The sequence below is a fragment of the Polycladomyces zharkentensis genome, from assembly GCF_016938855.1.
Lineage (GTDB): Bacteria > Bacillota > Bacilli > Thermoactinomycetales > JIR-001 > Polycladomyces > Polycladomyces zharkentensis.
Genome location: NZ_JAFHAP010000011.1, coordinates 176,081 through 195,968, shown reverse-complemented (window position 1 = coordinate 195,968; position 19,888 = coordinate 176,081). Strand labels below are relative to the sequence as shown.

Below are 19,888 nucleotides of genomic sequence, written 5' to 3'. Positions count from 1 at the left end.
CTCCCCCTTTACTCCTCAAATACGGCCGGCACACGGAACATGCCGTCCTGTTTTTCCGGTGCGTTGGCCAGTGCTTTGTCACGCGGAACAGACGGGCGCACTTCATCTTCGCGCAATACGTTGGCCAGCGGCAACACGTGAGTGGTCGGTTCCACGTTTTCCGTGTCCAATTCGTTCAATTTTTCCGCAAAGTGAAGAATATCGTTCAACTGCGTGGTGAACTGCTCCACTTCCTCTTTCGTCAACGCCAAACGCGCCAGTTGCGCGACATGCTGCACTTGTTCCTTGGAAATGGCCATCGGTTTCACCTCCGAAAAACGCTCAGTATCTGATCCATTGTATCATGCAAACTGCGGGGAAGCCACGTTGTCGGGGTGAGTCTGGATCATAATCGTTCCGTTTCTGGTTACCGGCTTGCTCCACCTGCGCCATGCAAGGAAACAGGTCATGGTCGCTTCAACCCGGAACGCAGGACGCAAGCAAAGTACGTTTCGCTTGAAGGAAGTTGCCCGCGATTTCATTCCTGCGCTTTCCGGGTCTTCACTCTGCCGGGCTCAGGTCAATCGCTCACCCGGGAAAGCATTTGCTCCTTCGCGGATTGACCAGACACACCATAGGAACTCGCTCGCATAAGAAACGTTGCCACCGTATGGTCGAACCAGACACAACCCAGGCAGTGCAAAAGCGCCTCGTTCAAGAACTTCTCCCGCTTTTACAAACCGGACGAACCCGACGTCCGTTTTCTCCCATCCTTCCTATGACAGTATAGCACAAACTCATCCCTTTTCTTTCACCGCGCATTCTGCTTTTCGGGACAAAATCTTGACGGCACATCCCACAGGGAAAAAATTGACCGGTCCAGATCCGGTGCATTTTGCAGTATAATCATGAATAAGGGAATATTCCCTCACCAATGTTGTAAAGGGGGTCAAAATATTATGAACAAATGGGCTTCCGTGTTGCTTTGGGGATTGATCTCCGCGGCAGGTGCGGCTGGTTTCGCCGTTTTGGCACTCAATCGCGGTGAGACGGTGAATGCGGCATGGATGCTGGTGGCTGCCATCTGCACCTATGCCATCGCGTACCGTTTTTACAGCCGCTTTTTGGCAAACAAGGTTTTTGGTTTGGATGACAATCGGCAAACGCCGGCTGAACGCATCAATGACGGCAAAGACTACGTACCCACCAACAAGTGGGTATTGTTCGGCCACCATTTCGCCGCCATCGCCGGCGCGGGACCGTTGGTCGGCCCGATTTTGGCCGCGCAAATGGGATATCTTCCCGGTACCTTGTGGATTCTGGTCGGTGTGGTATTGGGCGGCGCCGTGCAGGACTTCATCATTCTGTTCGGATCCATGCGCCGCAACGGCAAATCACTCGGAGAAATGGCAAAACAGGAGATCGGGCCGGTTGGCGGATTTATCGCGCTGTTCGCCATCCTCGGCATCATGATCATCTTGTTGGCCGTTTTGGCTTTGGTTGTGGTGAAAGCGCTCGCACACAGTCCGTGGGGCATGTTCACCATCGCCGCGACGATTCCGATCGCCTTGTTCATGGGTGTGTACATGCGTTATATCCGCCCGGGGCGCGTGCTGGAAACGTCGCTGATCGGTTTCGGCCTGCTGTTGCTATCCCTGTATCTGGGACAGTATGTGTCGAAGCATCCCACGTTGTCCGACATGTTCACCTTTGAAGGCACCACGATCGCCTGGATGATGATCATCTACGGCTTTGTCGCCTCCGTCATCCCCGTGTGGCTGCTGTTGGCACCGCGCGATTATCTGAGCACGTTCCTGAAAATTGGCACGATCGGCGCTTTGGCGCTGGGCATTCTGCTGGTGTTGCCACCTTTGCAAATGCCGGCGTTCACCAAGTTTATCGACGGTACGGGTCCGGTGTTTGCCGGTGATTTGTTCCCGTTTGTCTTCATCACGATCGCATGTGGTGCCGTTTCCGGGTTCCACTCGCTGGTTTCCTCCGGAACGACACCGAAGATGATCGCACGCGAATCCCATGCTCGTTCGATCGGATACGGTGCCATGTTGATGGAATCTTTCGTTGCGATCATGGCGATGATCGCGGCTTGCGCGCTGACACCCGGTGTCTACTTCGCAATGAACAGCCCCGCTGCCGCGATCGGCACCGATGTGGTGACCGCGGCGAAGACGATCACCTCGTGGGGCTTCACCCTGACACCGGACCAATTACAAACCTTGGCCAAGGACATCGGGGAGCAAACCCTGCTGTCCAGAACCGGCGGTGCGCCCACACTGGCGGTCGGTATGGCGCAAATCTTCTCTGCTGTTATCGGTGGAAAAGCGTTGATGGCCTTCTGGTATCACTTTGCGATTTTGTTTGAAGCCGTTTTCATTCTGACGACGATCGATGCCGGTACGCGTGTCGGGCGGTTCATGCTGCAGGATCTGCTCGGACACTTCCACAAAAAATTGGGTGATACGTCCAACTATTTTGCCAATGTGCTGGCCAGCGGTTTGGTCGTGGCGGCTTGGGGATACTTCCTCTATCAAGGGGTTGTCGATCCGCTCGGTGGCATCAACACGCTGTGGCCGCTGTTCGGGATCGCCAACCAGATGCTGGCCGTCGTCGCACTGGTCGTCGGCACGACCATTCTCCTGAAAATGGGCAAAACCCGTTACGCCTGGGTGACCCTGCTGCCGACCGCCTGGCTGACCACCGTCACCATGACAGCCGGATGGCAGAAACTGTTCGATCCCAGCGCCAAAGTCAGCTTCCTGGCAGCAGCCGACAAATACCAAGCGGCCATCAACGCCGGCAAAGTGTTGCCTCCCGCGCAATCGATGGAGGAAATGCACCGCATCGTGCTGAACAACCAGATCGACGCCATTTTGACGGCCATCTTCATGTTGTTGGTCACCCTGATCATTCTGGATGCGTTACGCGTATGGTATAAATTGATCATTAAGCGGGAACGCTTGCCGCTCATGGAAACACCCTACACACCGGTAACGTCGACCCGATGAGGAGGGAGAAGTATGGACGGTTGGTTGGCGCGTTGCCTGCGCCCGTTCAAGGCCGTAGCCGACTATCTGAACGCCATCGCCGGCGTGCCTGACTATCAAAGATACTTGGAACACATGCGCCGCCACCATCCCGACCAACAACCCATGTCAGAAAAGGAATTTCACCGCTGGGCCACCGATGAAAAATATGGCGGCAAAGGCATCCGGCGCTGTTGTTGAAAAAGGGACGGGGAAAAACCCCGTCCCTTCTTCTCAGGTGCTGGTTTTATCTTTGTTTTGATCGTCTTTGCCCACACCGCCGACTGCTTCTTTGAACTCCCGCAAGGCACTGCCGAGTGATTTACCCAACTGCGGCAACTTGCTCGGACCGAACACCAACAGCGCGATGACCAAAATAATGATCCATCCGCTCAACGAAGGCATGTGCATCGATGACGCCCTCCCTGTTTTTCAGTTTCCCTTATGTGAACGCTCGATGACTGCGTTTGTTTTCAGCGTACCCTGTTCTGCCCTTATTGTAACAAAGATTCTTATATTCATGGGAGGGCATCTTGACATTTTCATGTCCTCATTTTTTCCCAATCGTGCAAATGTCCGAGAATTCAAGCTCAACCATTGTTTTGTGCACGTTTTCTCTTCATCGATTGGATCAACACATAACCGACGAGCAAAATCACCGCAACGATCGCCAACGGCTGTACATACGGTTCGGCGATTTCTTTGAAGTCTTCCCAGCGATCTCCCAGCTCCCAACCGATGTAAATAAAGAAAATCGACCACGGGATGATGGCCGCCGTGGTATACGCCGTAAATTTGATCCACGACATTTTCGCAATTCCGGCCGGGATTGAGATGGCATGACGCACGACCGGGATGAAACGGGCCCCGAAGATGACGCCCGCCCCATAGCGCTGAAACCACTCTTCCGCCACATCGAGATGCTTTTTGTTGATGAGGATGTATTTCCCGTATTTTTCCAAGAAGGGGCGACCGCCATAATACCCTGCCCAGTAAAGGAACAACTGTGCCAACACACCGCCGATCGTACCGGCGATCACGGCACCCACAAACGTCACTTCCCCTCGGGAAACTAGGTATCCCCCGTAAGCGAGGACAATTTCGCTCGGGATCACTTCTACCATCAACCCCAGAGCAATCCCCAAATAACCAAGATCCGCCAACCACTGTAAAAAGGATTGAATAAATTCGCCCATCCCTGACCCCTTTCTTTCGACTCCATTGATTCATGGTGTGTATGCAAAAGTTGGAATCACATGAATAACCGGCCCGTCAAACGGGCATCCACGAATATGTATGCCATGCGGCCATGACAGTATGTCCTTTTTTGAATGAGTTCACCACTTTGATCTTATTCCATCTGCATGGTTGTGTCCATATTCGTTGAAAGGGATTCCGTGAAGATTGTGTGTTGGATGAAACTGCATCCAACACTGTGAGGGCATGTCTGACACATACCCAATCGGGATCTTTTTCCATTTACAGGAATTAAGATCACTCTGCATTGGGGAGAAGCATGACAGACACACCCTGGACATGTCCCGAATCGGTCCGGGATGGGCGATGATGGTGTTGATGTGGGCTGGTGGTGAGTTTTCAGACAGTGAATACCATTACCGGGATCGGTATCAAGGTCGGGCGCTCAGCCTGCCAACCGTTTTTCCAAATACCGGCTCACTCTCGAGAGGCTGTAATTGATGGTGAAATAGATAAACGCCACCAAGATCAGCAACGGGATGGTCGCATTCACGTACTTGTTGTAAACGATCTGCGCGTTGTGCATGATCTCTTCCAAACTGATCACAACCGCAAGCGATGTGTCCTTCACCAACGTGATGAACTGGCTGACCAACGGCGGGATCATGCGTTTGAGGCCCTGTGGCAGGATGATGTACCACAAGGTTTGTGAATAGGTGAACCCTTGGGCACGTGCGGCTTCGATTTGCCCTTTTTCCACCGAATTCAATCCACTTCGCACAATTTCAGCGATCAACGCCGAGGTGAATACTGTAAGCCCCGTAATCGCCGCCATGGTCACGGGCAATTCGATCCCCATGTCACGCAACCCGAAATAGCCGAAAAAGATGATGAGCAACAGCGGCAAATTGCGCATCACCTCAATGTACAACACCGCGAGCTGGGACAATACCGGCAATTTTGTATACCGCAGGATGCCCAGAATAATACCGAAGACGAAACTGAGCACAATGGCGGATGCCGCCACTTCCAATGTGACCAGTAGTCCTTCCATCAACGAACGGAGCGTTGCGGGTGCGAATGTGTGTTGTAAATCCACCGGCATCCCCCTTTCAGTGATTTTTACTCAACCGACGTTCCAACCAGTTGACACCCAGACTGAGCGGCAGGGTGATGACCAGATACAGCAAAGCGACAAAGCCGTAGACGAGTGCCACCTCAAACGTATCCGACGAAACACGATCTGCGGTATACAGCAAATCCCCACCCGCGATGATGGCCAAAACGGATGAGTTTTTCACCAGATTGACAAACTGGTTGCCGAGCGGCGGGATGACCAGTTTAAACGCTTGCGGCAAAATCACGTACCGCATGGCCTGCACATAACTCATCCCGGATGAACGTGCCGCTTCCATCTGTCCTTTCGGCACGGACTGGATCCCCGCCCGAAGCGCTTCGGCGATGAATGCCCCGGTGTAGATGGACAGGCCCAACACGCCACTGGTGAACTCAGAAAACCGAATGCCCAACGTGGGGAGTCCGATCGCAAACAGAAACACCTGAATCACAATGGGCGTGTTGCGAAAAAACTCCACATAAGCCGTTCCCAGGATTTCCAATGGCCGCACCCCGGACAACCGCAACACCGCGATGAAGGTACCGATGGCCAAACTGAGTCCCAATGCCAGTACACTGGCCGAAAGCGTGACAAAGAACCCGTCGATAAACTCCTGCTTGTAATCGGCCAAAACCGCTACGTCGAACATCGCTCACCCCCGCTTTCGTCTCCAGGACATATCCCGGTGGATATGGTCCGATTCACCTGATACACGATCATGACTCCGTTGCCAAGACGTGTCTGTCAATAGTCCGCATCGCCTTCCCGGCTCAGTCCACCTACGCCCTCCCGGGAAGCAGATCATGGCAGTCCGAAACAGGTGGCGCAGGACGCGGGCGAGCACGCTTGGCTTAATGGGAATTTGCCCGCGAATGAATCCCTGCGCATTCTGCTTCCTCTCGATCAGGCTCAGGAAAGCGACTCACCCCGGGAGATCGTTGTTCTCCTTACGGAATGGCCAGAGTTGCCTGGAAGGTGGTACGCATGATCACGGAGATTTTTGCACTGCCTCAGCAGGAATATTGGCCGGCGGGTTCTTTTTGAACCACTTCCGATAGAGTTTCTGATAGGTGCCATCCTTCATGATGTCGTTCAAGAAATCGTTCAACGCTTTCAGCAGATCCTTGTTCCCCTTTTTCACGGCAATCCCGTACGGCTCTTGCGTAAACTGTCCGCCGACGAGCTTGAAGCGGGTGGGGTCCTGTTGCTGCATTCCCATCAAAATACTGTCGTCGGTCGTCACGGCATCCGCTTGACCGCTCTTGAGTGCTGTGAATGCATCCGCATAGTTTTCATACTCCTTGATCTTCACACCGGGAGCCAATTTTTCCAAGTTCCGGCCGCTCGTGGCTCCTTTGGCCGTGGCCACCACTTTTCCGTTCAGAGATTTCAGCCCCGTAATCGAACTGTTGGTCGGTACTAGCAAGGATTGTCCGGCCATGAAATAGACGCGGGAGAAATCCACCTGTTTCTTCCGCTTGTCGGTGATGGTCATCGTCGCTGCGATCATGTCGATATCGCCGCTTTGCAGCATCTTGATACGCGTTTTGGAGGTGACCTCCTTGAACTCCACTTTCTTTTCGTCTCCCAGCAATCTCTTGGCAAACTCGCGCATCAAATCGATTTCAAAACCTTTGACTTGACCGTCAGCGGGATCTTTGTAGCCGAACAGATTGGTGTCATACTTGACACCGACGACCAATTTCCCCCGCTTTTTGATCGCTGCCAGCGACGAATCGTCGGCCGAGCTTCCATCACCGCACGCCGTCAGGGAGAACGCCAGCACCACAGACAGACACAGCGTCAACCAACGCTTCCAAAAACGCATCGAATTCCCCCTTTTTCAATGTTTCAGAATTCTGCTTAAAAACTGCCGGGTCCGCTCTTCTTTCGGATTGTTGAAAAACGTCTCCGGCTCGGATTCTTCCAAAATCCGTCCTTCATCCATAAAGATCACCCGGTCCGCCACTTCCCGCGCGAACCCCATCTCGTGGGTCACTACCACCATGGTCATACCTTCTTTGGCCAGCGTTCGCATCACATCCAACACTTCGCCGATCATTTCGGGATCGAGTGCGGAAGTCGGCTCGTCAAACAACATGATCTTCGGCTTCATCGCCAACCCCCTGGCGATCGCGACACGCTGCTGCTGGCCACCCGACAGTTGGGAGGGATAGGCGTTGGCTTTTTCCGGGATTCCCACTTTTTGCAGGTAAAATTCCGCAATCTTTCGCGCTTCCTCTTCCGGCATTTTTTTCACTTTCATCGGGGCAAGCATGATATTTTCCAGCACCGTTTTGTGAGGATACAGATGAAAGTGCTGGAAGACCATGCCAATCTCCTGCCGTGCTTTGTTCAGATTGGTTTTGGGGTCGTTCATTTTTACCCCGTCCACGATCACTTCGCCGTCAGATACCGTTTCCAACTGATTGATACAGCGGAGCAAGGTACTTTTGCCCGATCCGCTGGGTCCGAGAATCACGACCACTTCGCCCGCTTGGATCGTCAAGTTGATGTCTTTTAGAACGTGAAAATCACCGAACCATTTGTTGACCTGGCGGAACTGAATGATCGTACATCCCTCCATTACAGACAATTTTGAAATCAATATGAGGAACCGCGAAGAAAAACACTATCCGTAAGGTGAATATACCCATTCCCCCCTCCCAATGTCAAGGAATGAATCCGATTCTTCTGTCTTATCGGAAAGAAATGAGGTTAAATGAGCCAGTTTTGGTTATGTTACCAAATGATCCCTTCATTGTCCGACAAATCGATCAGCATTAAGGTATAATCAGATTGCCACTTGTACCGGCAATCGGTGAAAAGCGGGAGAACCAACCGAACACACCTCAAAAGGAGTCAGCACAATGGAATCCAAAGTAATGGAAATCGCACAAACCGAAATGTACATGTTTGCCATGGTCTTTCTGCTCGGGCTGATCGCCACCCGACTGGCGGAACGGATTCGCATCCCCGACGTCGCGTTATTCCTGATACTCGGCATGCTCGTCGGTCCGGCCGGATTCAACTGGATCGTACAGCCCGGCAACTCCGTTGCTTATCAGTTCATCATTTTGATCGGGTCCACCTTGATCCTGTTTGAAGGTGGGCGAGCGATTCAATTTTCCGTATTGAAGCGCGTATGGATCACGGTGACCCTGTTGTCCGTTCCCGGCGTGCTCATCACTGCCGCCATCGTGACAGCAGCGGCGGTCGCCGTATTGAAACTGCCGATCCTGTATGCTGCCTTGTTGGCTGCGGTGATCGCCTCGACCGATCCGGCGACATTGATTCCCGTCTTCCGCCAAGTCGCAGTGGAACCCCGGGTACGGCAAACCGTCGAATCGGAATCCGCGTTCAACGATGCCACCGGTTCGATTCTCACCTTCACGGTCCTGGGACTGATCCTCGGTGAAACCCGTTTTTCCGCCATCGATACCATCTGGAGTTTCATTCGTGAGGCCGGCGGCGGATTGATCGTCGGTATCCTGGTTGGCTGGTTGGGTTTGTTGTTCACATCCGAGCATCGAATCGGCCTGTTTCGCCGGTATGGTACAGTGGTCAGCCTGCTGGTGGCGATCGGTTCCTACCTGACAGCCGGGGGGATTCACGCCAGTGGTTTCATGGCCACTTTTGCCGCGGGCGTCGTCTTCGGCAACCCGGATCTGTTCCGGTTGCGCATCCCGGAGGACACCGTTTCGGAAATCGTCTTATTCGGAGACACCGTCACATTGCTGTTGCGCAAACTGATCTTCGTTCTGCTCGGGACGCAAGTCAATTTCGCCGTATTGTCCCAATACTGGTGGCAAGGCGTGCTGGTCGTGCTTGTGTTGATGTTTGTTGCACGTCCGCTTGCCGTGCTGGCATGCGCCCTTCCCGACCGGCTCGCGCGCTGGCGTTGGCGGGAAGTGTTTTTTTTCTTTTGGGTGCGGGAAACCGGCGTGATCCCTGCCGCCCTGTCCGGCATGATCGTCGGTGCCGGTGTCGCTCATGCCGATGTGATCGCGGCGGTCACATTTATCGCCATCCTGTTCACCATCGTGCTTCAGGCGAGCACCACCGGTGTGGTCGCCCGTTGGCTCGGTGTGGCTGTAACCAAAGAATGAACGGTTTTTGTTGTCCAAGTATGATAGGATGAAAGATGAACCTTCCCGGACGAGGTGAGGTCCGTGAAATGGAAAACCACCGTATTGAGCACTTGGATCATCGGCCTGGCATGCTTGTTGGTCTTTCACTTCGGCATGACCGCTTTGTATCTGGCACCACCCAACCCGGTCAAGCAATCATGGTTTCAGCCCATGATGAAATATATGGACCCTTTGTTCATGCAGAACTGGAAATTGTTTGCTCCCAATCCTGTCTCCCAACACAGGAACATCCTCGTCAAGGCGAAGTGGAAGGAGCCTGAGACGGGCCGAATCAGGGAAACACCCTGGCGCGATGTTTCCCAGCCCCTGATCGCCCACATACAACGGGACCGCTTTTCCAACGATGGACGTTTGTACCGGTTTCAATACACCGCCATCACCTGGTTCACCGACAAAGACCAAAACCGCAAGGCCAAGGGTGAACAAATGCTGGAGCGGGTGGCCGCCAACGCAATCCGCGACTTTCCGCACCGGCCCCACGTGCTGCAAGTGAAAGTGCGGATCGTCACGAACGTATTTCCGCGGTTTTATGAACGGCACAAACCCGATCGCAAGGGTACGTTTTACTACAGCGAAACGGATTGGATGAATGTTCGCCCCATCGATGCGGGAACCACGGGAGGGAACTTCCGATGACCGCCCGGATCTTTCGTTTTCTCACCACGGAACATGGATTGATCGGAGCCAGTCTGGTTCGGATCACCGTCGCTGCGGCCATTCTCTTTTACTTACTCTCCAATTACACCGACCGTCATTTGCTGTGGGGCACTCACGGCATTTGGCCATACGACGACTTTTTGCGGTATCTCCGGGAGCGTCACACCTTTTCACTCTATCAACTGAGTGCGGATCGCATCTATTTCGAATGGGTGTATCATGTGACCATCCTGGTCTCATTGGCCTACCTGATCGGCTACCGGACTCGGATCACCGGTGTTCTGCTCGCGGTGCTGTACTGGTCCCTTTTCATTCGCAATCCTTATATCACCAACGGCGGGGACAATGTTCTCCGATTGGACTTGTTTTATCTCATGCTCGCCAACACCGGCGCCTGGTTCTCGTGGGACGCCCGACGTCGCCGGAAGCGGCTGGATCAGACGACCTGCTCCCTCCCGCGCCAGATGTTTGCCGTTCTTCACAACGCAGCAGTACTGGCCGTCATGATCCAACTGGCCATGGTGTACTTTACTTCGGGTATGTATAAAGTGATGGGCAGCATGTGGCAACACGGGACAGCCATCTACTACGCCACGCGGGTCAACGAGTTCTACTGGCCCGGTTACAGTGAATGGATCTGGAAATATGATATCGTGGTGGTTCTGTTGAGCTATTCAACCGTATTGTTTCAGGTGGCATTTCCGTTTTTGCTGCTCAATCGTTACACCAAATACGCCGCGGTTGCCTTTGCGATCTCCATGCACATCGGCATCGCCCTGTTCATGGGATTGATCGAATTTTCATGGGTGATGATCGGCAGTGAGATGATTTTTCTGACCGACAGCGACTTCCGGCGGATCGGATCAGCCATCGTGCAGGGGGGAAGTTACATGCAGCAAGTATGGCTCAGAATCACAAGGTGGATCGGAGAACGGAAATGGGTGCAACGACATCGTGTCACCGTGTTCTATGACGGATGGTGCCCGTTTTGCAGGCAGAGCGTGACGACGGCACGCAAACTGGACTGGTTCTCCCTGCTGACGTTTGTCTCGTTCCGGGAGCCGGGCGTCATCGAGAGATACGGATTGTCAGCGGAAAAAGTGGAGAAACGCTTGCACAGCACCGCCGACGGCCGGCATTTTCGTGACGGAATCGACGGCATCATCCAGATGTCTTCCCGCCTGCCGCTCCTGTGGCCCTTGGTTCCGCTGATGTGGATCGCGCGCCGGATCGGGATGGGACAAAAAGTGTACGATTTCATCGCCAGCCGACGAACGGTGATCCCTGCGGGAGGTTGCGATGATGCATGTCCTGTCAATCCGGCACAAAAAGAGACTGCATCCACCGGCGAAGAAACCGAAAGCCCCGGCAAGGGATAAACCTGCCGGGGATCGTTTACAAACACAACGGGCGAAACCAAACCTGCCATTTCGGGTGCGCCCTTTTCCCGCTCCCCTCTCGGCAAGCCCAAAGATCGCCCGGGGGAAAACGACCCACCTTTTTTGGGGGAGCGGCGAAACTTTGACAAGAGTAAAACCCCGGCAAATTGTAACTTGCCGGGGTTCTGTTCGTTGCATCAGAACAACTCGGAAACCACTTTGGCTTGGGTAAACAAGAGCAGGTAGTCGCGCCCGCCCGCCTTGGAGTCGGTACCCGACATGTTGAAGCCGCCGAACGGATGCACACCCACCAAAGCACCGGTGCATTTGCGGTTGAAGTACAGGTTGCCGACATGGAACTCTTCACGCGCTTTTTCCAGGTTGGCGCGGTTTCGGGAAATAACGGCACCGGTCAAACCGTACTCTGTGTTGTTGGCAATTTCCAGCGCATGATCAAAGTCTTTTGCCTTGATGAACGCCACGACCGGGCCGAAGATCTCTTCTTGGGCGATCCGGGCGTTCGGATCCACATCGGCGAAGATCGTCGGTTGGATGAAGTACCCGTTTCCTTCGGCTTTCCCGCCGCCGATCACCAAACGACCTTCCTGTTTTCCGATCTCAATATATTCCAGGATTTTCTTATAGGCGTTTTCGTCGATCACCGGACCCATATCGATGCCGAACTCACGCGCTTCGGCCACTTTGAGGTTTTTTACTCGCTCGGTCACTTTGGCCAGCACTTCGTCGTAAACGTCTTGATGCACGATCGCTCGGGAACAAGCAGAACATTTTTGACCGGAGAACCCGAACGCCGAGGTGACGATCGCTTGAGCGGCCAGATCCAGGTCGGCCTCCTTGTCCACGATGATGGAGTCTTTTCCGCCCATCTCCGCGATGACGCGCTTGATCCATTTTTGCCCTTTGGCCCGTTTGGCGGCCAGTTCGTTGATGCGCAGCCCCACGTCACGGGAACCGGTGAAGGAGATGAACCGTGCCAACGGATGTTTCACCAAGTACTCACCCACGACCGGACCGGAACCGGGCACGAAGTTGACCACGCCTGCCGGCAGACCGGCTTCCTCCAGGATTTCCATGAACTTGGCGGCGATTACCGTCGTCGGACCGGCCGGTTTCAGCACCACGGTGTTACCCGCGACAACCGCGGAGGAGGTCATGCCGACCATGATGGCCAACGGGAAGTTCCACGGCGGAATGACAATCCCCACACCCAGCGGAATGTAGGTGAGTTCGTTGTCTTCTCCCGGAATGCGAGTCAACGGTTGCCGTTCGCTCAGACGGATCATTTCACGGCCGTAAAACTCCAAAAAGTCAATCGCTTCGGCGGTGTCGGCATCGGCTTCCGGCCAGGATTTGCCCGCCTCGAACACCATCCAGGCGGAGAACTCATGTTTTTTCCGGCGCAAAATGGACGCTGCTTTGAACAGAATCCGGGCACGTGCTTCAGGAGAAACCTTTTTCCAAGTTTCGAAGGTTTTCGCCGCCACCTGAATGGCCTGCTCCGCATGCTCTTCCGTGCCTTTCGAGGTAAATCCGACCACCTGATCCACATTGGACGGGTTGATGGAGCGGTACTTCTCTTCGGTTTTGATCCGCTCTCCGCCGATGATCAAGTCGTATTCGCGCCCCAGTTCGGATTCCACTTTGGCCAGCGCCTCTTCAAACGCGCGGCGGTTTTCCTCTTTGGAGAAATCGGTGAAGGGCTCATTGCGAAATTCGACTACCAACGAAAACGCCTCCTCTTATCCTGATTTGCCTCCCTTATTGTACCCCACCCCATGGGAAATCTTCAAATCGTTCGAATGATAAAAAGGATTGCAGATCACCCATGCTGGTGTATAATGAAAACGGTTTAAAGGTGAATGCTATGTATGATTATATACAATTGTCCTCGAAAAAGGAGGAATAGGATGTCCTTTTCACGCAAATTGGTCCTAACAATTGCTGGAAACCCCATCGTCACGAAATTCGTTTCCAAATACGGATTGAAGTTGGGGGCATCCCGTTTTGTTGCCGGGGAAACATTGGACGAAGCAGTGGACATCGTCAAAAAACTGAATGAGGAAGGGTTGGTCGTCACCCTGGATTTGCTGGGTGAAAGTGTAACCACCCGGGAAGAAGCCCGGCAAGCCACCGACTCCATCGTGACGATATTTGATGCCATCGCCAAAAACGGTGTCAATTCCAACGTCTCCGTCAAGCTGACCCAACTGGGATTGGACATCAACTACGATTTCTGTTTGGAAAACATGCGCCGGATTGCGGCCAAAGCCAAAGAGAAGAACAACTTTGTCCGCATCGACATGGAGGACTCGCCCCGGGTGCAACAAACGATTGATCTCTTCAAAACGCTGGTTCAGGAATACGGGAAAGAACATGTGGGCCTCGTCATTCAGTCCTATCTGTACCGTTCCGAGTCAGACGTCGAAGAGCTGGGCGAGATGGGCGTCAATCTGCGGATCGTAAAAGGAGCCTACAAGGAGCCCAAGGACGTAGCATTCCCGGACAAAAAGGACGTGGATGACAACTATTTGAAGCTGGTCGCCATGCATCTGAAAAACGGCTGCTACACGGCCATCGCCACCCACGACGAAAACATCATCAACTGGACGAAGCGGTTCGTCAAGGAAAACAACATTCCCGACGACCTGTACGAATTCCAGATGTTGTACGGTGTGCGTAACGGATTGCAGCGGCAACTGGTGGCCGAAGGTTATAAAGTGCGGGTGTATACGCCGTTCGGGAAAGATTGGTATCCCTACTTTACTCGCCGGATTGCCGAACGCCCGGCCAACGCGCTGTTCGTTCTCAAAAGTTTTTTCAGGGATTAAAAAGCCCACGGTATTCACCAATCAAAATTTCGGGTAAGCCGTTTTCCCTCTCGCCCCTCTTTCGACAAACGCAAAGGTCGCTCGTTGGAAAACGGCCACCCTTTTTCAGAGTATGTCTGGCGAATACTGTCCACGTTGCTTTCCAGTCTTCCCTTCATCTGCGCCCCGCAGGGAAACTGATGGACCGCCCGACCCGGTCAGCGCAGGTCGCAGGCAAAGTACGATACGCTTGGAGGAAATGGCCCGCGACCAATCCCTGCCCAATGCCCCGCTTCCCAATCACTTTTTTTAATAATCTTGTTGACACTAAAATACCTTCATCATGTTTTACACCATTGCTTACAGTCCGGTATTTACGTAATTTCAAGAGCAAGGACTTTTTTTGAATTACAGAAATGGCGATCATAGGAAGTGCCCTTGGGGTATTTGAATCGTGGGATGAAAGACAGCTTTGCCCGTGATCCCCTTCACGGGGATGGTCAGAAAAAACAAGAAATGTTGGCATCTTCATCGAGCTGTGCACATCCTGCTGGTAGTAGGATGTTGTAATCATGGCAGGAGGTTCTGGTGGCGAAGACTCCCACCAGGTAAAACCATGAGCGTGAGGAATGAAAGCCAGTGTACTGGTAAAAGGTACGCCACCCAGACGGGTGCATACAGCGTTGTTGTAGAACTGCTTTGGGACGGGGTGAAGACACACCCCAGAACTTGGGTGTTGTCCAAAGCGGAAACGGACTGCGAACACTAACAACCCAATTCCCACGTCTTCAGACGTGTGGCGTGTCAAATGGTACTGAATGTTTTCGTATGCCAATCCGGTTCTGTTGTAACAGCCTCGGCCGCATCAGCGGCTTTTTCTGTTGCCAAACAAAAAGACCGTATTTCGCCAAACTGTTGTTACTATTAGGTCATACTGGCACATCGGACAAAAAAACAATCCCCTCAGAGGCAAAATTGGAAGGGCTGAGTTGTGAATCGGGCGATGTCTAATGTTAATATGTTAATGGAGAAAGGATTGGCATCAGAAGCGAGGCGATTCTGCATACCCGTACGTAAGCACCCCGGCACTGGCAAACCTCATGGAAATGGTTCAATATAGATCCTTTGAAAAGAGGAGGGGATCTCATGGAAGAACTGATTCAGCTGATCCAAAACTCCAACTATCTCGTCGCCCTGACTGGTGCAGGTATGTCAACAGAAAGCGGACTTCCCGATTTTCGTTCACAAGGCGGGCTTTGGTGCGGAAGAAATCCTTATGAAATCGCCAGCCCGCAAGCGATCGGAACAGATGACTTTTTTGAATTCTATCAAATGCGCATCGAAGACTTATTGAAGCATAAACCCAATATTGGTCATTATGTGCTGGCCGAACTGGAGAAGGAAGGAATGTTAAAAGCGGTTCTTACGCAAAACATCGATGGTTTCCATCAACGGGCGGGAAGTCAACGGGTGATCGAAGTCCATGGTCATATGCGCCATCTGGTCTGCTCCCGCTGTGGAAAAGAATATCCCGCAACTTCTTATCGCGAATCTACCTATTATTGTACCGATGAGAATTGTAAGGCTCCCCTTCGTCCGCCAATCGTTCTGTTCGGTGAACCGCTTAATTCGGATGATTGGCATTCGGCTGTTCAAGAAGTGGAACAAGCAGATACGGTACTGGTAATGGGCTCTTCTCTGCAAGTTTATCCTTTTGCCGGATTGGTAGAGTTAGCGCATGAAACAGGTTCCAAAATCATCATCATCAACAAAACCGCTACTCCTCTGGATCATTTGGCAGATCACATCATACATGAAAGCATCGGCAAAGTATTAAGCGAAATTGCGGAATCCATATTCGGAACCGATCGGTTTGCACACTTGAAAGATCACAAGCAGAATTCATAAACCGAAACCGGAAAAACTCAGTAAATCAAAGCGGATGGATTATCGGCGAGAGACCACGGCGACCGAAGGGTATGCCTCCGGTGATTCAGCGTGTGGGGCAAGTCACGTAAGCGGGATGTTCGATGAAAAATACGGAAAATGGATGTGCTTCCAGGACTTTGACGGCAATCGCATGGAGATTCGTTGTTTTTAATTAAGGGGGAATCATCATCATGCGACCGGTTGCCCTTATCACCGGAGCATCGTCGGGGATCGGCCGCGCGTTTGCCGAGGAGCTGGCAAACAGGGGATACGATCTGGTGCTGGTGGCCCGCCGAACCTCCTTGTTGCAAGAGGTGGCAAACGCCGTCAACCAGCGTGGAGCGAAGGCGACCGTGATCACGGCCGATTTGACCCATGAGGAAGATGTTGCCCGGATCAGCCGGTGGATCACTCGGCATCGAATCAACCTGCTCGTCAACAATGCGGGAATCGGGTTGTACGGTCCTGTTATTCACACCGACGGCGACTTGGAACAAGCATTGGTGCGTCTTCACATCCAAGTACCGTTGGCGCTTACCCGTGCCGCTTTGCCTGATATGATCGCACGAAAACAGGGCGGGATTATCCAAGTGTCCTCCTCTCTGGCCTTCTTCCCCACTCCCTACATGGCCGTATACGGCGCTGCCAAAACTTTTTTGCTTCATTACACGGAGGCGTTGGCAGAGGAGTTGAAAGGCAGCGGTGTCACCGTAACCGTTGTTTGTCCGGGCAGTACCCAAAGCGAATTTGCGGAGCGAACGGGGATCACGCAGCCCTATGCAATCCCTGCCGAACAAGTGGTACGGGAAGCCCTTGACGGATGGGAACACCAAAAAACAGTCGTGGTGACCGGTATCCGTAACCGCTGGATTGCCGCGTTGCCCCGCTTCTTGTCGAGAAAAGCCATGCGCCGGATTATCGCTATCTTTTTCCGTGATCGTCGGCCGAAACATTGAATGTCCATGGTCCGAATCCTTCCATCCCTTAAATGCGAGGTGTCTCACAATGGACCCAGGCCACATCCTGTATTTTCTCGCCGCTTCGGTTGCCATCACACTGATGCCCGGCCCCGACATTTTGTTTGTGATCGCACAAAGCATGAGCCGGGGAAAAACCGCCGGGATCGCTACGAGTCTCGGTTTGTGTACCGGATTGATCGTTCACACGCTGGCCGCCGCGCTGGGTGTTGCAGCGATTTTTCACCAATCGGCGATCGCGTTTGCCGTTTTGAAGTACGCGGGGGCATTGTATCTGCTGTATCTGGCTTGGCAGGCGGCGCGGGAAGGAAAAGCAACCTTCGATCTTCCGCAAGCGGAACGTCGTTCGCACGGAACTCTCTATCGCAAAGGGATTTTCATGAACCTGCTCAATCCAAAGGTATCACTGTTTTTCCTCGCGTTTTTGCCACAATTCGTCCCCGCTTCCGCGGGGAATACCGTATGGCCGATGGTGTTGTTGGGCTTCCTCTTTCTCCTGCAAGCATTGGCGGTGTTTACCGCTGTTTCGGTATTTGCCGGTATGATCGGGCAACGATGGCTTCGACACCCGGCCATGGCGAGATATGTCAACAAGGTGAAAGCGACTTTATTCGCCATTTTGGGTATCCGGCTCGCCCTGACGGATCGTTGAAGCGGTTGGGCTGGCTAACTTCCCCAAACAAAAGCGTCACCCGTTTTTCATCAATCGGCTGGTTCCGGAATCCTTTCCCCATTCGTACCCCACGTGGTGAAGTCACTCCTTGAGGAAAGGATTCCTTCTTTTTTCACCGGCCTTTTACTCCTCCTGCAGATCTTTTTCACTCCCACGTCCACTCCGATGCGAGCCACACATATCCCTCTTCCAAGCTCTCTTCCATCGCATAGCCGATACCCCGTTCCTGCCAGGCCTGTTTCAGCCGTTTCGTCAATTCTTCCAACCAATCCCGGTGAACGTACCGTTCATCCGTGATCAGCACGTCCACTTCGCTGGCAGTGATCCGAACCGCGCCGTCCCAATATACCTCCCTCACATCCAAATAAGGAATACGCGTCTCCTCTCCGTCCTTCATGATGACAACAGCATCTTCCGCCAACCGGATCTCCCGGTACTGTTGCGGCCGACTGTATCTCCCGTGCGCATGAGCGATCAGACCGGCCTTTTTCGCGGCTTGCCGCAACTGTTCTTTGACCTCCGGTTCTGTTGTCCAATGATGAACCACCTCCTCCGTCTCGACCGAGACCCGGTTTTGATCCTCATCGATACAGATATGAATGATCTCCTTATACGGCAGAATGGTGAAGGAACGCCAGCGGTGAAAGACGAGCGCTTCATCGGTCATTTGGACGTACCGGGTCCATACACTGAGTACATAGGCGAAATACCCCACGAAGGCGCCCAACGCCGTCAACCCCACGGCCAGGTGCACGATGCGGTCGGTCCATGTGTATCCGGTGTATGCGGGATCGGCAAAAGCCAGTATCATTCCTTCATCCAGTGCCAGATAAACGGGTTCCGCCCGTTCTTCCCGCACCGCCTGCAGAACTTTTTCCTGATCAAAAGGAAAATACGGCACCCGGTACATCTGACGGTCGGTCACCAATGCGTCGGGAGTGTATCCTTTGAGTACGACCGTCTCTCTGACGACAGGGCCATACTGTCGCATGATATCCGCCGTTCCCAACACCATGACCAACACAAACAGCGTGATTGTCAATGCACCATACCCTTTGGGATGCCGTTTTCCCCAGTGTGTCGTCATCGTGGCAATCGCTGCTGCGGGAAACCACAAATACAGATACGATTCCCCCAGCCAAAACGGATAAAAACGCACACCGTCCAATACCAGCTGATACGCAATGATAAGAATAAACGTTCCGACAATCGGCGTACCCAGAAAAAACACCAACCAGACGACCATCCACCTTTTCATGCCGATTGCTCCCTTCGGCGGTATGACACCGCCTCAAGACCCAAAAATGTGTATTCTTCCATTCTACACCAAGAACCACCATCCCTTCTTTATTTCGTTTAAAATTTCATGAATATTAAGTTAGTATCTGCGGTGGAGATACACTGAACCCACAGGGAGGATGGACACTCATCCACAGAAGATTGGCCGCCAACGTTCGGGGTGGATCAATAAGTTGGGTTTCAGGCGGCCAACAACCAACATCCGCACCGATTTTCGCTTGTTCCTCAAGTGTTGCCGTGTCCATCAACGGAACCCATTGTACTTCTACTCGGTTCGATAATTTTCTATCCTTGGCAAGACAAAAAAAGACTCCAAATCGGAGGCAAAAGCAATCTCAAGAGAAGCATTTGAACGGATTTGATGTGAGGAAGAACCATTCCTTGACACTCCACACGGCTAAAGCCGTGGGATTCTTGAGTGGTTAGCGCCCTCAGTCCATTTCTGTTTCGGGCAACCCTCAAGTTAGGGGGTGTGTCATCACCCCGTCCCATATGGTTCTGCGCCACCGGGCACATGTACCCACATGGGCGGCGTACCTGCGACCAACGGAAGTGCCCGTGGTATTACCAGTACGCTAGTTCTTTTTGCCTCACTCTCATGGTTTCATCCAGTGGGAGAGATTTGTTCGCCACTGGAACCTCATACCATGACGTACACAGG

Annotated in this window: 19 protein-coding genes; 9 read left to right on the top strand and 10 right to left on the bottom strand. The window is 52.9% G+C overall.

The features are described 5' to 3' along the window. Nucleotides 1–8: 8 nt before the first annotated feature. On the bottom strand, nucleotides 9–299 hold the full coding sequence (gene gatC / locus JQC72_RS13070; RefSeq protein WP_205496369.1) for an Asp-tRNA(Asn)/Glu-tRNA(Gln) amidotransferase subunit GatC: 291 nt from the start codon (nucleotides 297–299) through the stop codon (nucleotides 9–11). A 639-nt stretch (nucleotides 300–938) separates the two neighbouring features. On the opposite strand from gatC, the gene JQC72_RS13065 reads away from it, so the two are divergent. Then, nucleotides 939–3,002 (top strand): carbon starvation CstA family protein, encoded by a 2,064-nt coding sequence (locus JQC72_RS13065; RefSeq protein ID WP_205496368.1) that lies wholly within the window; start codon nucleotides 939–941, stop codon nucleotides 3,000–3,002. A gap of 12 nt (nucleotides 3,003–3,014) precedes the next feature. After that, entirely contained in the window at nucleotides 3,015–3,221 is a 207-nt protein-coding gene (locus JQC72_RS13060) for a YbdD/YjiX family protein (protein ID WP_205496367.1), read from the top strand. Nucleotides 3,222–3,254: 33 nt separating this feature from the next. Here the strand turns inward: JQC72_RS13060 and JQC72_RS13055 are convergent, their stop codons facing one another. The 6 genes from JQC72_RS13055 to JQC72_RS13030 form a co-directional block, all read right to left on the bottom strand. After that, complete coding sequence (locus JQC72_RS13055) at nucleotides 3,255–3,431, bottom strand: twin-arginine translocase TatA/TatE family subunit (protein ID WP_302104838.1); 177 nt, start codon at nucleotides 3,429–3,431, stop codon at nucleotides 3,255–3,257. A 179-nt stretch (nucleotides 3,432–3,610) separates the two neighbouring features. After that, nucleotides 3,611–4,216: an undecaprenyl phosphate transporter UptA gene (uptA, locus tag JQC72_RS13050; RefSeq protein ID WP_205496366.1), complete on the bottom strand. Its 606-nt coding sequence runs from the start codon at nucleotides 4,214–4,216 to the stop codon at nucleotides 3,611–3,613. A 446-nt stretch (nucleotides 4,217–4,662) separates the two neighbouring features. After that, nucleotides 4,663–5,316 carry an amino acid ABC transporter permease gene (locus tag JQC72_RS13045; RefSeq protein ID WP_419179869.1) on the bottom strand — a complete coding sequence of 218 codons (654 nt, stop codon included), beginning with the start codon at nucleotides 5,314–5,316 and terminating at the stop codon, nucleotides 4,663–4,665. Nucleotides 5,317–5,329: 13 nt separating this feature from the next. Then, the gene (locus JQC72_RS13040) at nucleotides 5,330–5,983 is read right to left on the bottom strand and encodes an amino acid ABC transporter permease (protein WP_205496364.1); all 654 of its coding nucleotides are present in this window, start codon (nucleotides 5,981–5,983) and stop codon (nucleotides 5,330–5,332) included. A 339-nt stretch (nucleotides 5,984–6,322) separates the two neighbouring features. Then, entirely contained in the window at nucleotides 6,323–7,162 is an 840-nt protein-coding gene (locus JQC72_RS13035; RefSeq protein ID WP_205496363.1) for a glutamate ABC transporter substrate-binding protein, read from the bottom strand. A gap of 15 nt (nucleotides 7,163–7,177) precedes the next feature. Next, entirely contained in the window at nucleotides 7,178–7,906 is a 729-nt protein-coding gene (locus tag JQC72_RS13030; protein ID WP_205496501.1) for an amino acid ABC transporter ATP-binding protein, read from the bottom strand. Between the two features lie 298 nt (nucleotides 7,907–8,204). Here JQC72_RS13030 and JQC72_RS13025 point away from each other — a divergent pair, with 298 nt between their 5' ends. The 3 genes from JQC72_RS13025 (at nucleotide 8,205) to JQC72_RS13015 (ending at nucleotide 11,521) form a co-directional block, all read left to right on the top strand. Next, a complete protein-coding gene (locus tag JQC72_RS13025) occupies nucleotides 8,205–9,443 on the top strand; it encodes a cation:proton antiporter (RefSeq protein WP_205496361.1) in 1,239 nt (412 codons plus the stop codon). Between the two features lie 63 nt (nucleotides 9,444–9,506). Then, nucleotides 9,507–10,121 (top strand): DUF5819 family protein, encoded by a 615-nt coding sequence (locus JQC72_RS13020; protein WP_205496360.1) that lies wholly within the window; start codon nucleotides 9,507–9,509, stop codon nucleotides 10,119–10,121. After that, nucleotides 10,118–11,521 (top strand): DCC1-like thiol-disulfide oxidoreductase family protein, encoded by a 1,404-nt coding sequence (locus JQC72_RS13015; protein WP_205496357.1) that lies wholly within the window; start codon nucleotides 10,118–10,120, stop codon nucleotides 11,519–11,521. Before JQC72_RS13020 ends, JQC72_RS13015 begins: the two co-directional genes overlap by 4 nt. A 197-nt stretch (nucleotides 11,522–11,718) precedes the next feature. Here JQC72_RS13015 and pruA read toward each other — a convergent pair whose 3' ends face one another. Beyond that, nucleotides 11,719–13,266, bottom strand: coding sequence for an L-glutamate gamma-semialdehyde dehydrogenase (pruA, locus tag JQC72_RS13010; RefSeq protein WP_205496356.1), 1,548 nt, complete (start codon nucleotides 13,264–13,266; stop codon nucleotides 11,719–11,721). 183 nt (nucleotides 13,267–13,449) lie between these two features. Between pruA and JQC72_RS13005 the strand changes: the two genes are divergently transcribed. Next, nucleotides 13,450–14,370 carry a proline dehydrogenase family protein gene (locus JQC72_RS13005; protein ID WP_205496353.1) on the top strand — a complete coding sequence of 307 codons (921 nt, stop codon included), beginning with the start codon at nucleotides 13,450–13,452 and terminating at the stop codon, nucleotides 14,368–14,370. Between the two features lie 154 nt (nucleotides 14,371–14,524). Here the strand turns inward: JQC72_RS13005 and JQC72_RS13000 are convergent, their stop codons facing one another. Continuing rightward, nucleotides 14,525–14,881: a hypothetical protein gene (locus JQC72_RS13000; protein ID WP_205496350.1), complete on the bottom strand. Its 357-nt coding sequence runs from the start codon at nucleotides 14,879–14,881 to the stop codon at nucleotides 14,525–14,527. A 614-nt stretch (nucleotides 14,882–15,495) separates the two neighbouring features. Here JQC72_RS13000 and JQC72_RS12995 point away from each other — a divergent pair. The 3 genes from JQC72_RS12995 to JQC72_RS12985 all read left to right on the top strand — a co-directional run bounded on the left by JQC72_RS12995 (nucleotide 15,496) and on the right by JQC72_RS12985 (nucleotide 17,907). Next, nucleotides 15,496–16,257, top strand: a complete 762-nt coding sequence (locus JQC72_RS12995; protein WP_205496349.1) for an NAD-dependent protein deacylase — start codon at nucleotides 15,496–15,498, stop codon at nucleotides 16,255–16,257. A 212-nt stretch (nucleotides 16,258–16,469) separates the two neighbouring features. Then, entirely contained in the window at nucleotides 16,470–17,234 is a 765-nt protein-coding gene (locus tag JQC72_RS12990) for an SDR family NAD(P)-dependent oxidoreductase (RefSeq protein ID WP_205496348.1), read from the top strand. Between the two features lie 49 nt (nucleotides 17,235–17,283). Next, entirely contained in the window at nucleotides 17,284–17,907 is a 624-nt protein-coding gene (locus JQC72_RS12985) for a LysE family translocator (protein WP_205496346.1), read from the top strand. A 166-nt stretch (nucleotides 17,908–18,073) separates the two neighbouring features. Here the strand turns inward: JQC72_RS12985 and JQC72_RS12980 are convergent, their stop codons facing one another. Beyond that, complete coding sequence (locus JQC72_RS12980) at nucleotides 18,074–19,186, bottom strand: hypothetical protein (RefSeq protein ID WP_205496344.1); 1,113 nt, start codon at nucleotides 19,184–19,186, stop codon at nucleotides 18,074–18,076. Nucleotides 19,187–19,888 lie beyond the last annotated feature (702 nt).